Origin of the sequence: Lacrimispora sp. (assembly GCF_047605665.1) — a bacterium.
Taxonomy (GTDB): Bacteria; Bacillota; Clostridia; order Lachnospirales; family Lachnospiraceae; genus Lacrimispora.
Genome location: NZ_JASGFH010000006.1, coordinates 117145 through 131483 on the forward strand (window position 1 = coordinate 117145; position 14339 = coordinate 131483).

Here is a 14339-nt window from a genome sequence, read left to right on the forward strand (position 1 = left end):
CTTTTCTTCATTTGTACTCTTTTATATACGCCGTAGTCACATATGTTCCGCTTTTATAAGACTTCTTCTCCATGCTTTCCTCTTTTTCCAGCCTTATGTTCATCCACATTTCCTCTGCCGCAATGGTCATATGGGAAAGCATGATGCCGATGCTCATTTCCCTCATGGACACGAAGGGGGAGGAGGGCAAAAATTCCCTGCAGCAAAACACATAGATTTTGTCATGATAAACGATAAAACGCCAGGGCTGGGTGTTCATGGCCGACGGGGCCAGACGGACAGCCTTTAAGATGTTTTTCATGGACTCTGCCACTTCCTCTTTGAACACGCACAGTTCTTTTAAAGGAAGCCTTTTTGCTGTGGCCGGGTCACGGTAAAGCAGGCCCTTGGGATATCCGAAGGCCACTGCGATGACCTGTTTCAGCCCTGAATCCTGATGGCCGGACTCAGGAAGCCTTGTATTCCCCAGATAACAGGTTCCAAGCCCCTTTCCCGTCATATACAAAAAGACAAATTCCAGAATATACCCGGCGTTGGTTAAGTACCCTTCCTTCTCCTCGGAATAAAATACCAGATAATAAGGCGCTTCCACCTTCCATAACCCCTTGACGGCAAGATGCCCATCCAGGTTTTCAACAATCTCCATCTTAACCGGAATATCCCCCTGAAGTCCGGAAACCTGGCTGCCGTAATAAAGGATATCCTTTAAAAGCTGTTCCGGAACTGGTTCTTTTTTAAATTTTCTGACCGATCTTCTTTTAAATATCATCTGATATAAATTCATCCTGAACTCCCCCCTTCTCTATCCTGCCCCCAAGGGGCCTCTCTCTGCCCTGAGAGCAAATTCACCTCGCAGGCTGATTAAATCAGCCTGCTCATCTCCTCCAAAAGCTCTGAAAATACAGCCAGCGCATCCGTCACCGGCCTTGCTGTTGACATGTCAACGCCGCACAGCTTTAAAAGGTCTATGGGAGTCATGGAATTTCCGCCGCTTAAGAACTCGTAATACCCCTTCAGCACTTTCTCATCTCCCGCTAAAATCTTACTGCTGATTGCAATGGCCGCCGAAAAGCCGGTGGCATACTGATACACATAAAACGGTGTGTAAAAATGAGGAATTCTGGACCACTCATAGTCAATTTCCCGGTCAACGATCATATCCGGGCCAAAGTATTCCTCATTGAGCCTGCGGTATATGCTGCAAAGTAAGTCTGCCGTAAGCACCTCACCTTTTCCAAGGCGGCGGTGAGTCTCTTCCTCAAATTCCGCAAACATGGCCTGGCGGTAAAGAGTTCCCCTAAAGCTATCCATAAAGTGATTCACAAGATAAGCTCTTTCCGCCTTATCCTCCGTGATTTCCAGAAGATGCCTGATGAGAAGGGCCTCGTTGCAGGTGGAAGCCACCTCAGCCACAAAAATCTTATAAGCCGCATCTACATAGTTCTGGTGTTTGTCGGAAAACCAGCTATGAAGGGCGTGCCCCATCTCATGAGCCAGGGTGAATACACTGTCCAGGGTTCCGTTGAAATTCAAAAGCACATAAGGATGGATTCCGTAAACACCCCAGGAATAAGCCCCGCTGCGCTTTCCTTCATTTTCGTACACATCGATCCAGCGGTTTTCAAAGCCCTCTTTCAGCAGAGACAAGTATTCTTCTCCCAAAGGCTTCAGCCCTTCTAAAACCATGGCCTTGGCTTCTTCAAAGGAGATTTTCTGCTCTTCTCTGGAAACCATGGGCACGTAAAGGTCATACATGTGCAGTTCTTCCACTCCGAGTGCTTTTTTCCGGATGGATACATACTGGTGAAGCAGGGGCAGATTTTCGTGAACCGCCTGTATGAGGTTGTCGTAAACCTCTTCCGGAATCTCATTCTCCCCAAGGGAATGGGCTCTGGCGGAAGGGTAATTCCTGGCCTGGGCATAAAAAGCCGCCCGTTTTAAATTAGAAGCAAAGGTAGCTGCCAGAGTATTTCCAAACTGCTTATAAACGCTGTACAAGCCTTCAAAAGCGGATTTACGGACCTCTCTGTCCTGCTTTTCCATCAATGCGATATAGTTTCCGTGGCTGATTCGGATGAGTTCCCTGTTCTCATTGAGAATCTCAGGAAATTTCACGTCAGCATTGTTGAACATATTAAAAATGTCGGAAGAGCCGGAAGTGGCGTCCATGGATTTTGCCAGCAGCGCTTCCATGGAGGCAGACAAGGTGTGCTCCTTCTTTTTTAAGATGATCTCAAAGGTTCTGTCATAGCGTTTCAGCTTTTCCGTCTCTTTGCGCAGACGGGACAAAGTCTCCTGCGGAATCTCCAAAATCTCAGGAACGATAAAGGACGACAGACCTGCCGTCTCATAGGAAAGGGCTCTGGCCCTTGAGGAAAACTCCTGGTATCTGGGATTGCCCGTATTCTCGTCGGATTTCTGCCTTCCATATACAAACAGGGTTTCTATTTTCAGGGATATTTCCTCATCAAATTCCAGACAAGAAAAAAGCATCTCGCCCGAATCCGCCAGATGTCCCTCATACTTTTTATAACCAGACAACGCCTGCTCTGTCTCACGGAACAAATTCTCCCAAGCTTCTTCAGACGGCAGAATGTCCGCCATATTCCAGGTATGGCAAACCGGTATTTCTTCTCTTTTTTTCAAATAAATCCCTCCACTCTTACACTTGTATTTATTCTATCACCCATACCTCAAAGAGACAATCAGCAATATGGAAAATATTTGGTTGAAATTTGATATTTTCTTGTATTATACTATTAGTCAGGGAAATACCCTTTCCAAAAATCACATCAGTCAGGAGCTGCCATGAACATCATCCGAACAGAGGCCCTTTGCGAATCGCAAAAAAATGACTTGCTCACACTGCAGAACATCTGCCAGGGCCACGACTCCATCTCTCTTACATTTCCTATGGAAGAAGGCTGGGTATACTACTTATTATACGACGAAGACCGTCTCTTATCCGCCTTATCCGCTTTTTTTAATGAAAACAGTGAATGGGAATGCTGCGCCTTCACCCTTCCTCAGCACAGGCGCCAGGGCTGCTTTACCATGCTTTTTGAAGAGCTTTTAAAGGAAACAGGAGAAAATGACTTAATTTTTTCTGTCCAGGAGAGTTGCCGTGATACGGTTTCCACTTTGGAGGCCATAGGAGCTACCTTCTGGTATCAGGAGCATATGATGAGCCTTTCTGCTTCTGATTTTTCCGGATCAGCACTGGTAAAAGGCTGCGATGCTCCGGAATCCATTTCCATCGTAAAAAAGCAAAGCTTTCCGGATGAACCGGTTCATTACGTGTTTCTTGCAGGAGAAAAGGCTGTGGGCTCCTGTTACCTGGATTCGAGGGAAAACAGCTCTTATTTTTACGGTTTTGAAATCCCGGAGAACCTGCGAAACCAGGGATATGGCCGGGCCTGTCTTTCCTTATTTTTAAATACTTATTTCCCACAGGCCGAGGCGGAAAATGAAGAAGCACTTTTTCTGCAGGTATCAGGCAAAAATGCGCCTGCCATAGCTTTATATAAGAAAGCAGGGTTTCAGATCACCGAAAGTTTATCGTATTATATCTATTAATCCTGTTACAGGATAAAAAGTTTTTCTCATTTTCACAAGACTTTTGTAATATTTGTCTCAATTATATAATAAAATACAGAATATGTCAAAACCTTCCCGAAATAGACAAAAAGTGAGGAACAGCCGCAATATAGCGGTCATTCCTCACTTCTTATTTTATTTATTCTTCCCAGTTATGATACGTGGCCTGAACATCGTCTTCCACATCGAGAAGGTCCAGGATTTTATTCATCTTCTTGACAGAATCTTCATCGGTCAGCTCCACCCAGGTCTGAGGAATCATGGTCACATCCGCTTCTACCATGGGTACGCCTGCAGCCTCCAGCGCTTCTCTTACCGCACTGAACTCATCCGGCCCTGTGACCACCTCATAGCTGTCTTCCTCTTCAGAAAAATCCTCTGCTCCGGCTTCTAAGGAAATCATCATCAGCTCATCAGGGTCCATCTCACATTCCTCTTTGTCAATGATGATCTGGCCTTTTCTGTCAAACATAAAGGAAACGCAGCCGGGAGTTCCCACATTGCCGCCGCCCTTGGTAAAGGCATTCTTCACATTGGCTGCTGTCCGGTTCTTGTTGTCTGTCAGCGTATCCACGATGATGGCGACCCCGTTAGGACCGTATCCTTCATATGTGATGGTCTCGTAATTGACACTTCCTGCATCACCGGCCGCCTTTTTAATGCCTCTGTCAATGGTATCATTGGGCATGTTGTTAGCTTTAGCTTTGGCAATTATATCACGGAGCTTGCTGTTGTTTGCAGGGTCTGGTCCGCCTTCTTTCACCGCTACCGCCAACTCTCTTCCGATGACAGTGAAAATCTTGCCTTTTGCAGCATCGTTTCTCTCTTTTTTGTGTTTAATATTTGCGAACTTTGAATGTCCTGACATTGTTTCCAACACTCCTTTTCTTTCTCTATTTCGTCCTTTTCATTTCTGAAAAATCAATATCTTTCTTATTCTAGCACTATTCTTTTCATCTGGCAAGAAAAAATAATGCACAGCGGCTTAAGCTCAAAAGAGCCCTGGCGCTGTGCAGAATTTAAATCTCTTCTTCCGAGGTCTTCTCCGAAAGTTCCTCTGTTTCTTCGGTTTCCTCCGGCTCTTCCTTCCATGCCCTGATGGACTGAATGATCTTATTTTCCACCTGAAGAATCTTAAAGCAGTATCCGAGAATGGACACCTCTGTTTCTTCTCCTTCCTGGGGAATCCTGTCCAGACGGGAGATCAAAAGGCCGTTTATGGTGTCATAGGAGTCGTAGTCCTCATCCTCAAACTCAATATCCAAAGCCTTTTCCACGTCCTCTAAAAGGGTCATGCCATTGATATAAAAGGAACCGTCATCAGAAAGAACGATGTATTCCTCGTCCACATCGTACTCATCTAAAATGTTGCCCACAATCTCTTCCAGAATGTCCTCCATGGTCACCACGCCTGCGGTCTGGCCGTATTCGTCTACAACCACCACCATGTGAATCTTCTCAGACTGCATTTCCTTAAATAAATCATTTAAGTTTCGGGTTTCGGGAATGAAATGGGCCTCTCTGAGAAGACCCGGGATTTCAGACAGAGAGCGGTCTTTGTTTTCTTCATGCTTTGCAGCAACCAAAGCGTCTCTCATGTGAAGGATTCCAATGATGTCATCCGCATCCTTTTTATAGACAGGATAACGGGAATTAAGACCTTCCTTCAAAATGAAATCCGCCGCCTCCAAAAGAGGCATCTCACAGTCCAAAGCTGCCAGGTTCTTTCTATTGGTCATGATATCACCGGCTTCTTTGTCATTTAACTCAAAGATGTTGGTGATCATCTCCGCTTCCCTGGCCTCTAATACACCCTGCTCATGGCCTTCGTTGACCATGGACATAATATCCTCTTCCGTAACGTTTTCACTGTCTGACACCATCTTAATGCCCATGAGTTTTAAAGCCAGGTAAGCCACAACATTGGCCAGCCAGGTCACGGGAAGAAGAGGGATCATGATGAGGGAAACCATGGGCTGCAGCCGGAATCCCCACTTTTCAGGGTTTTCTGCAGCACAGCGCTTGGGAATGATGATTCCAAAGCTGATGAGCACCACAATCATTCCGATCCAGATCAACACCATAAGAAGGAAAGAAAGGAGCTGGCTGGGAAACAGACCTCCCCTGGCCAGGATTTCTTCCACTTTTGCCGCTGGCTGTTCCAAAATAAATGCCCCGGTTATCATGCCTATTAAATTGGTAGTAATCTGGATGGTGTTGACAAACCGGGTGGGTCTGTTCACAATGCGCAGCAGTTTCCGGGCCTTTTCGCTTCCATCCTCCATCTGACGCTCTAAATCACCGGTGTTCACGTTTTGGATTGCTGCTCCAAACCCGTAAAACACTGCGTCTAACAGGATAAAAGCGACAAAAATAATCACGCGTAAAAGCGGATTGCCATCGTCCATTCTAAAAATCGACTCCTTTTATTCATTATCTTTCGTATTTTTTCATACAGCTATTTAAAAATATACCATTTTATCAGGGTTTCGTCAAGAAAGGAAGTTTCTCCGCCTGGCGGCTATGTATCCAGTTCCAGGCTCACCCGCAATGCACAATTCACTTCCTGCTGGAGTTCCTCATCAATATGGCAGATTTTTTCTTTCAGCCTCTGCTTATCGATCGTTCGTAACTGTTCCAATAAAATAACCGAATCCTTGATCATATCACATTTTTTTGTATCCAGCTCCACATGGGTAGGCAGTTTTGCCTTGTTCATTCTGGATGTAATGGCCGCACAGATTACGGTGGGGCTGTGCTTGTTGCCTATGTCATTTTGTATAATAAGGACCGGGCGGATGCCCCCTTGCTCCGAGCCAACAACTGGCCTTAAATCGGCATAATAAATGTCTCCACGTCTGATTATCACATTCTCACACTCCGTCAATTCATCATTGAACGGCTAACTTATTGATTTCCTTTAATAAGTTATGCCTAAGTCTAGTATTGACCTTCTTTGACTCGTGTATTCACTTAAGTTTTTCCGCCGCATAGTTTATTGTATGCGGCGAAGGCTCAATTCGCTATTGACTCACGGTATGAACGTGGATTTTGTTATCAGCTCTTTTAAAAGTCCTGAAAGCAGTCGTCAAAATAATCCTTGGTCCCAATGACCTGGCCGCTTTGTAAGTAAACTCTGGGGACCCGTTTGCCGATCCCGCAGATGATCTCATAGTGGAAGCCGCCGCCGGTTTGGGCCAAGTCCTCCACAGTGATTTTTTCCTCTCCCTGTCTTCCGATTAAAATCACCTCATCCTCTTCTTCTGCCTCAGGGATATCCGTCACATCCACCATAAACTGATCCATGCAGATCCGGCCCAGTATCCTGGCCCGCTTTCCCCTTATGAGCACCTCTCCTTTTCCGGAAAGATTTCTGGGATATCCGTCTCCGTAGCCTGCGGGAATGGTGGCAATCATCATTTCCCGGTCCGCCTGAAAGGTCCCTCCATAGCTGACGCAGTCTCCGGGGCCAATCTTTTTAATATAGGAGATCGAGCTTTTCAGCTCCATGGCAGGCTCCAGTTCTACCTTTTGCCTGCACACCTCATCAGAAGGATAGAGGCCGTACATGGCGATTCCGGCACGGACTAAGTGAAAGCCCGTGTTATCCATATCCAGGATTCCGGCGCTGTTTGAACAGTGAAGCAGGGGAACGGTGACTCCTCTTTGGGAAAGCATATCCACAAACTTCATATATTTTTCCACCTGCATCAGGGCGTGGCTTTTGTCCGTCTCATCTGCCTTTGCAAAATGGGTGAACAGCCCTTCTGCCCTGATTCCGGGCAGGGCGCATATTCTCGCTGCCTCTTCGGCTGCCTCTTCTGTCACCGGATATCCGATCCGGCTCATTCCCGTATCCACCACCAGATGCATGGAAGCCGTTTTTCCGGCTCTTACGGCTGCCGCCGAAAGGCTTTCTGCCTTTTTGATCTGAAAGATGGAGGGCATGATGTCGTATTCCAGCAGCATATCGTACTCTGCCGGGGGAACGGTTCCCAAAATCAGAATGGGCTTTGTAATTCTGTGATTGCGTAAAATTACCCCTTCTTCTGCCGTGGCTACCCCGTAGCCCCAGACGTAAGGCTCAATGGCCTTTGCCACCGGAACTGCTCCATGGCCGTATCCATCGCTTTTTACAACGCCCATGATCTCTGCCCCAGGGCCCAATTCCGCTTTCATGGCTTCTATATTATGCCGTATGGCATCCAGGTTTACTGTCTCGTAAATTCTGCCGTATGATTTTGTCATATCCCTACCTCATCTGCTTATCTAAGAAAATCATGTCTGTCAGCTCTCTGGCAAGAAGGCTGTGATCTCCCTGTCTTTCCCTCACCGCGTCACCGGCCCGGCCGTGAAGCCATATGCCAAGAGCGGCTGCCTCTGACTCCTCCAGGCCCTGAGCCAGAAGCCCGGCCACGATTCCAGTCAGCACGTCACCGGAACCGGCCTTTGCCATGGAGCTGTTTCCGCTTCCATTGACATAAGTCCTCTGGTCCTTTAAAGCTCCGATGGTCACCGCATCCTTTAAGATACAGGTGATTCCAAACCGGTCCGCGTATTCTCTGGCGGCAGGAATCAGACGCTGCTGCAGTTCCTCCACGGAACAGCCAAGCAGCCTTGCCATCTCTCCCATATGAGGAGTTATGATGATGTTTTCCGTAAAATAACCGGTTAGAGAAGAATTTTTTGCAATCACGCCCAATCCGTCCGCATCCAGCACAATGGGCACATAGGCATTGACCAAAACCTCTTCCACCAGATTTTTCACATACGCTTCCTGGCCGAGACCAGGCCCTAAAACAACGACGCTGGCCCATTCGCACTGCTTTTTCAGCAGCTCTTTAAAATCCTCTGTCTTATATTCCGCTTTCTGGGTGTCGTAAGAGGTGATGATGGCTTCTGGAAGTCCGGTCTGCAGGATCACCCGGTTCTCCTCAGGGGTAAAAATCCTCACCACACCGGCTCCTGTCCGGTAAGCTGCCAGGGCGCTTAAATAAGCTGCTCCGCTCATGTTCCGGGAGCCTGCCACGATCAGGACCTTTCCGAAGTCTCCTTTGTTTGAGTAAGCCGGGCGCCGGGGAACCAGACTTTCATCTCCCGGCTCATAGGTGAAGTATTCCGGTTTCAGGCGCATGAGGGCAGCTTCCGGGAAACCGATGTCAGCCACACAGACCCTGCCGCTGTACTCTCTGCCGGGATACACCATGGTTCCCATCTTTTCCCAGCCAAAGGTGACGGTCACATCCGCTTTTAATGCCATTCCCATCACTTTTCCGGTATTGGGGTGAATGCCTGAGGGAATATCCGCCGCCACCGTAAAGCCCGGCCTGCATTCAGTCACTGCATTCATGATTTCCCGGTAAACATCTGATACATCCCGGTCCAGTCCCACACCAAAAAGGGCATCCACCAGAATATCACAGCTTCCGGGACGAAAGTCAGCAAATTCCGTCATAGGAACCCCTGTATGTCGGGCTATGGAAATCTGGGTGAGAAATTCCGGGGTGCCTTTATCTTTTTTACCTGCCAGTATGATCAAAACCTCATATCCTTTTAAATGGAGCATCCGCCCTGCTGCCACTCCATCGGCTCCATTGTTTCCGCTTCCGCACAAGACCCATATCTGACCGGTCTTTTCAGCCCGGTTTAAAACCTCCTGCACAATTGCCAGCGCAGCCCGTTCCATAAGCACCATGGAGGGGATGCCCACCTCTTCTATGGTATAGCGGTCCACTTCCTTCATCTGTTCCCCTGTTACCAGATACCTCATATTTTTCCCGCCTTTCAGCCGTCCGGCAGGCGTAACCCTGCCGGGTTTCATGATTGAAATACCGGCAGCGAAGAGCCATTCCTCTTCATCTGCCGGCAGGATTTTTTAGTCTTTTTTCTCTTGCTTTTCTTCGTTTTCTTTTTTTTCATTGTCCTGCATACTGCATACCCTGTAAGATAAACGCATCAGGCTCTCCGACAAATGGACATTTTCCACCACTACATCCTCAGGCACATTTAAATCTGTGTGCGCAAAATTCCAGATGGCCTTGATTCCTGCGGATACAAGACGGTCTGCAATCTCCGGTGCCTTTGTCTTTGGAATGGTAAGAGCTGCAATCTGGACCTCATTTTCCTTTACAAAGGTCTCCAGATCATCCACGCTTCGAATTTCGACTCCCCGAACCACCAGGCCGATGAGGCGGGGATTCACGTCAAACATTCCCTTGATCAGAAAGCCCCTCTTTTCAAAATTCGTATAATTGGCAATGGCCTGTCCTAAATTGCCTGCGCCTATGATAATAACATTATGCTGTCTGTTGATTCCCAGGATATTTCCGATCTCCGTGTATAAATACTTCACATTGTAGCCATATCCCTGCTGGCCGAATCCGCCGAAATTATTCAAATCCTGACGAATCTGGGAAGCTGTAACCTTCATCCGGACGCTTAACTCATTGGAGGAAATACGTTCCACTCCATCTTCCATCAATTCTCCCAGATAACGGTAATACCTGGGAAGCCTGACGATCACTGCTTTTGAAATATCTTTTTCTGCCACATCTTCACCTACTTTAAAATTTAGAGTCTACTTTATATTATAGCCTGATGATAAAATATTGTCAAACGAGTTTTGCGACTGTGTCCTTGAAAAAACAAGAGACCTATATTATACTAGTCGTGTTGCCCTGTATATATTGGGCAAATCCGGCTTCTTACATAAGAAAACTATGCCCAGGAGGAAATAAGACATGATACTCTCATGCAGCAATATAAGCAAAGCATTTGGAAGCAACCAGGTCATCAAACACGCTTCCTTTCATATAGAAGACCACGAAAAGGCCGCCATCGTAGGAATCAACGGCGCGGGCAAGTCCACCCTCTTAAAAATCATCATCGGAGAACTGCCCCAGGATGAAGGGGAGGTGGTGATTTCCAAGGGAAAAACCATTGGCTATCTCTCCCAGCACCAGGATTTGTCCGGAGAACGGACGGTATACGAAGAGGTGCTGGAGGTCAAGCGCCCTGTTATGGAAATGGAAGCAAAGCTGCGGCAGTTAGAGCTGGACATGAAGCACGTGTCCGGAGAAGAGCTGGATTCCATGCTCTCCTCTTACAGCCGCTTAAACCATGAGTTTGAGCTGATCAACGGCTATGCCTACCAAAGTGAAGTGACCGGAGTTTTAAAGGGTCTGGGCTTTACGGAAGAAGAATTTAAAAAGCCTGTATCCGCCCTGTCAGGAGGCCAGAAAACCAGAGTTTCTTTGGGAAAACTGCTCCTCACCAAGCCTGATATCATCCTCCTTGATGAGCCTACCAACCATCTGGACATGGAATCCATCGCCTGGCTGGAAGGATACTTGATCAATTACGACGGAAGCGTCATCATCGTGGCCCATGACCGTTATTTTCTGGACCGGGTGGTCACCAAGATCGTGGAACTGGACAATGGGCTGATGGCCGTGTACCAGGGCAATTACACCGCTTACAGCGAAAAACGGGCCATGATCCGGGAAGCCAAGATGAAGGCCTATTTAAACCAGCAGCAGGAAATTAAGCACCAGGAAGAGGTCATCGCCAAATTAAAATCATTTAACCGGGAAAAATCCATTAAGCGGGCGGAAAGCCGTGAAAAGATGCTGGACAAGATCGAAGTTCTCGATAGACCTGCAGAGGTCAATGATGAGATGCGCATCCGCCTGGAACCTGATATCATCAGCGGAAATGATGTTCTCACTGTCAAAGGGCTGAAAAAAGCCTTTGGCCAGAACCTGCTCTTTGAAAACATAGGCTTTGAAATCAAGCGCGGGGAACGAATCGCCATCATCGGTGCAAACGGCACGGGAAAGACCACCATACTGAAGATTTTAAACAACTTACAGACGGCGGATGAAGGAGAAATCATTCTGGGTTCCAAGGTACATATTGGCTACTATGACCAGGAACATCAGGTGCTTCACATGGAAAAGACTTTATTTGACGAGCTTCAGGACACGTATCCAACCATGAACAACACCCAGATACGCAATATTCTGGCGGCCTTTCTCTTTACGGGAGATGATGTGTTCAAACGGGTCAAGGACTTAAGCGGCGGAGAACGGGGACGGGTTTCTCTGGCAAAGCTGATGCTCTCTGAGGCTAACTTCCTCATTCTGGATGAGCCTACCAACCATTTGGACATTACCTCAAAAGAAATTTTAGAGGATGCCCTGACCAATTATACGGGAACTGTCATCTATGTGTCCCATGACCGTTACTTCATCAACAAGACAGCCACCCGGATTCTGGACCTGACCAATCAGACCCTGGTTAACTATATCGGCAACTATGATTATTATCTGGAAAAAAGAGAATTGATGACTGGTTTATACGCCGCTCCCTCTCCCTCAGAGGAAGCACCTGTTCAGGAGGTTTCAGAGACCAAGCTGGACTGGAAAACCCAGAAAGAGGAACAGGCCCGTTTAAGAAAACGGCAGAATGAGCTGAAAAAGACAGAAGATGAAATTCACCTTCTGGAATCCAGAGGTATGGAAATTGATGAGATTTTAGGAAAAGAAGAGGTTTTCACCGATGTTTCTAAATTAATGGAACTGAGCAGGGAAAAAGGGGACATTGAGCAGAAACTGGAGGAACTTTATGAATTATGGGAAGAACTGGCGGAGTAAAGCCGGTTCTTCCCATTTGGGGATACTCATGTTATGTCCTGTTTACTGTTTCATATTTCCATAAGGACTCTATGAAAAGTTCTCTAGGACAATCCATAGTTATTTGATTTATTTGCAACTTCTATCGTTCTAATTTGATAAGTCTTATACCCAAGAAGAATGAAAGGGTCATTATTTGCAACCATAATTGCCTCTTCCAAACCAGTTGCATTGAATACTACCATTCCACCAGGATAGTCACTGAACGGACCGCATAGAACCAATACGCCTTTACCATCTAACTCTTTCAAATATTCCACATGTTTGAAGACAATATCTTTGTTCAACGGTTTTACATTTTCCATCAGATAAATAAATGCCATTGAAAACATCTCGCTTTCTAAAATGTACTAAAACATTAACAACAGTATATCATATACACATCATAAATTGCTTTAGCATATTAAGCCTTCTTTAATTCTCCTTTTCAAGGATAAATCGTCGTATCAAAGCTCAATCATTCGTAGTATTTTAATTGCTTTTATCTTTGAATTACTTCATTAAGTCCAGTGTTTATAAGGATATCCCGATTTTCATGCGGTTTTCATTTGAAGTAAATGATTCTGTTTAAAATTGCGGCTATTTCCGGAGACTCTTCCTCGATCTCAGCTCTGACGGAAGCGCTGCCCACATAGGCTGCTGCCAGCTTTCCGAAATAAAACTTTAAATCATCGGAGAAATAATCCGGTATGTAGACAAACTGCTCTAAATAAGCCTTTTCCATAAAGAGGTCCAGCCCATCCTGGTTTCCGGCTTTATAGCAGCCGGAGGCATAGCCGATATACTCTCCAAGAGCCTCTGTTAAGGCCTCCGGCCTGCATATCTTTATTTTTTTATAATTGGTATCCAGAACGTGAGTCACAAGGTATGTCCCGTTTCCCGTCATGGGGGCGGAAAAATACGTTTTATTCGGATAGTAGATGATCTCCCAGCCCTGGTCTATAAAGTGTTTCATCCACTTTCCCGGAATATTCTTAACGGCTTCTGTAATCCCATCCCTCACTTCAACAGGCTGGGTGCTGGTGTCCTTTTTCCCGGAAATCCGGATGTCATGCTCTCTGTCCCGTACACCGTTTTCATCCATATAGAAAAGACCCACATACCGGTTTGCCGCCAGTCTGCCGTCATTATAGAAGAAGTAACGCTTTCCCAGTATATTTTTATAGCCGGAAGAGGCCATTTCTCCTTTGTGGGAAAACCAGTACCAGTCTCCGTCCTTATCCTGATGCCAGCCCCTTCCTACTGTGCCGTCCTCATTAAAATAATACCATTTTTCCTCTTCCTCATCGTAAATCCAGCCAAGCTCCAGCTCCCCTGTTTCCCGGAAACAGTAGTTGATTCCCCTGATTTCGGTCCATTCCGTGGTGATGTATCCGTCTGAGTCAAAGTAATACCAGTATCCGTTGATCTTTTCCCAGCGGTTTTTCTTAAATTCCCCTTCCTGGTTGACGTATTTCCAACTGTAGGAATCCTCCTGCCACTGCCAGTCCGGCATTTCAGCCTGGGAGGGCGTTCCTTCTGCCCAGGAGGTCATAGCCCCTCCCAGACTGAGAATCACTCCTGCTGCTGCAATCCATATTCTATTCAAGGCTTTTCACCCCTTTCCGCCTGCTGATTCCTGTTATTTAAAAATTTTACTACACTTTGAGCAAAATGTACAGTTTTTCAAATTCCTTCTTCCCATCCATCTTTTGGTGGGTTATACTATTGACAAGCTTCATGATTGTTAAAAAGAAAGCGAGGTATCTGTTCCCATGAAATTAAAACGCCCTCTGGCAATTCTGGGACTGATTGTCATTTTGTCAATATACGTGATCGCTATTGTATCAGCTTTCAGCCATAGCCCCCAGGCTGCAACCTGGCTTATGGCGGCTGTTTTCTCTTCTGTTATCGTTCCTATTTTTTTCTATGCAGGAGGAATGGTTTATCGGATTTTGAAGAGAGAGTCTGGGAATAAAGGCTCTGACCCGAACCAGTAATATGACGTGAATCCATATGGCAAACAGGTACAAAAAGCAGAGCCGGACAGGAAGTTTTCCTGCCCGGCTC

At 46.4% G+C, this 14339-nt stretch carries 13 protein-coding genes; 3 read left to right on the top strand and 10 right to left on the bottom strand.

Features of this window, described 5'->3' with window-relative positions:
• Positions 1-7: 7 nt before the first annotated feature.
• A complete protein-coding gene (locus tag QM657_RS06540; RefSeq protein ID WP_415065788.1) occupies positions 8-784 on the bottom strand; it encodes a nitroreductase family protein in 777 nt (258 codons plus the stop codon).
• 77 nt (positions 785-861) lie between these two features.
• Complete coding sequence (pepF, locus tag QM657_RS06545; RefSeq protein WP_415065789.1) at positions 862-2646, bottom strand: oligoendopeptidase F; 1785 nt, start codon at positions 2644-2646, stop codon at positions 862-864.
• Between the two features lie 162 nt (positions 2647-2808).
• On the opposite strand from pepF, the gene QM657_RS06550 reads away from it, so the two are divergent.
• Positions 2809-3576 (top strand): GNAT family N-acetyltransferase, encoded by a 768-nt coding sequence (locus tag QM657_RS06550; RefSeq protein ID WP_415065791.1) that lies wholly within the window; start codon positions 2809-2811, stop codon positions 3574-3576.
• 160 nt (positions 3577-3736) lie between these two features.
• Here QM657_RS06550 and QM657_RS06555 read toward each other — a convergent pair whose 3' ends face one another.
• The 6 genes from QM657_RS06555 to QM657_RS06580 form a co-directional block, all read right to left on the bottom strand.
• The gene (locus tag QM657_RS06555) at positions 3737-4465 is read right to left on the bottom strand and encodes a YebC/PmpR family DNA-binding transcriptional regulator (protein ID WP_415065792.1); all 729 of its coding nucleotides are present in this window, start codon (positions 4463-4465) and stop codon (positions 3737-3739) included.
• A gap of 151 nt (positions 4466-4616) precedes the next feature.
• Positions 4617-6005, bottom strand: a complete 1389-nt coding sequence (locus QM657_RS06560; RefSeq protein WP_415065793.1) for a hemolysin family protein — start codon at positions 6003-6005, stop codon at positions 4617-4619.
• 113 nt (positions 6006-6118) lie between these two features.
• Positions 6119-6466: a type II toxin-antitoxin system PemK/MazF family toxin gene (locus tag QM657_RS06565; RefSeq protein WP_158377333.1), complete on the bottom strand. Its 348-nt coding sequence runs from the start codon at positions 6464-6466 to the stop codon at positions 6119-6121.
• Positions 6467-6663: 197 nt separating this feature from the next.
• Positions 6664-7845, bottom strand: coding sequence for an alanine racemase (alr, locus tag QM657_RS06570; RefSeq protein ID WP_415065794.1), 1182 nt, complete (start codon positions 7843-7845; stop codon positions 6664-6666).
• Between the two features lie 4 nt (positions 7846-7849).
• Positions 7850-9367: an NAD(P)H-hydrate dehydratase gene (locus QM657_RS06575; RefSeq protein WP_415065903.1), complete on the bottom strand. Its 1518-nt coding sequence runs from the start codon at positions 9365-9367 to the stop codon at positions 7850-7852.
• Positions 9368-9472: 105 nt separating this feature from the next.
• Entirely contained in the window at positions 9473-10147 is a 675-nt protein-coding gene (locus QM657_RS06580) for a redox-sensing transcriptional repressor Rex (RefSeq protein ID WP_415065796.1), read from the bottom strand.
• A gap of 190 nt (positions 10148-10337) precedes the next feature.
• Between QM657_RS06580 and abc-f the strand changes: the two genes are divergently transcribed.
• Entirely contained in the window at positions 10338-12251 is a 1914-nt protein-coding gene (gene abc-f / locus QM657_RS06585) for a ribosomal protection-like ABC-F family protein (protein WP_415065797.1), read from the top strand.
• Positions 12252-12334: 83 nt separating this feature from the next.
• Here abc-f and QM657_RS06590 read toward each other — a convergent pair whose 3' ends face one another.
• Together QM657_RS06590 and QM657_RS06595 are read right to left on the bottom strand one after the other, a co-directional pair.
• Positions 12335-12622, bottom strand: coding sequence for a YciI family protein (locus QM657_RS06590; RefSeq protein WP_415065798.1), 288 nt, complete (start codon positions 12620-12622; stop codon positions 12335-12337).
• Between the two features lie 212 nt (positions 12623-12834).
• Complete coding sequence (locus tag QM657_RS06595) at positions 12835-13878, bottom strand: N-acetylmuramoyl-L-alanine amidase family protein (protein ID WP_415065799.1); 1044 nt, start codon at positions 13876-13878, stop codon at positions 12835-12837.
• Between the two features lie 166 nt (positions 13879-14044).
• Between QM657_RS06595 and QM657_RS06600 the strand changes: the two genes are divergently transcribed.
• Positions 14045-14269 (top strand): hypothetical protein, encoded by a 225-nt coding sequence (locus QM657_RS06600; protein ID WP_415065800.1) that lies wholly within the window; start codon positions 14045-14047, stop codon positions 14267-14269.
• The last annotated feature ends 70 nt before the right edge of the window (positions 14270-14339 follow it).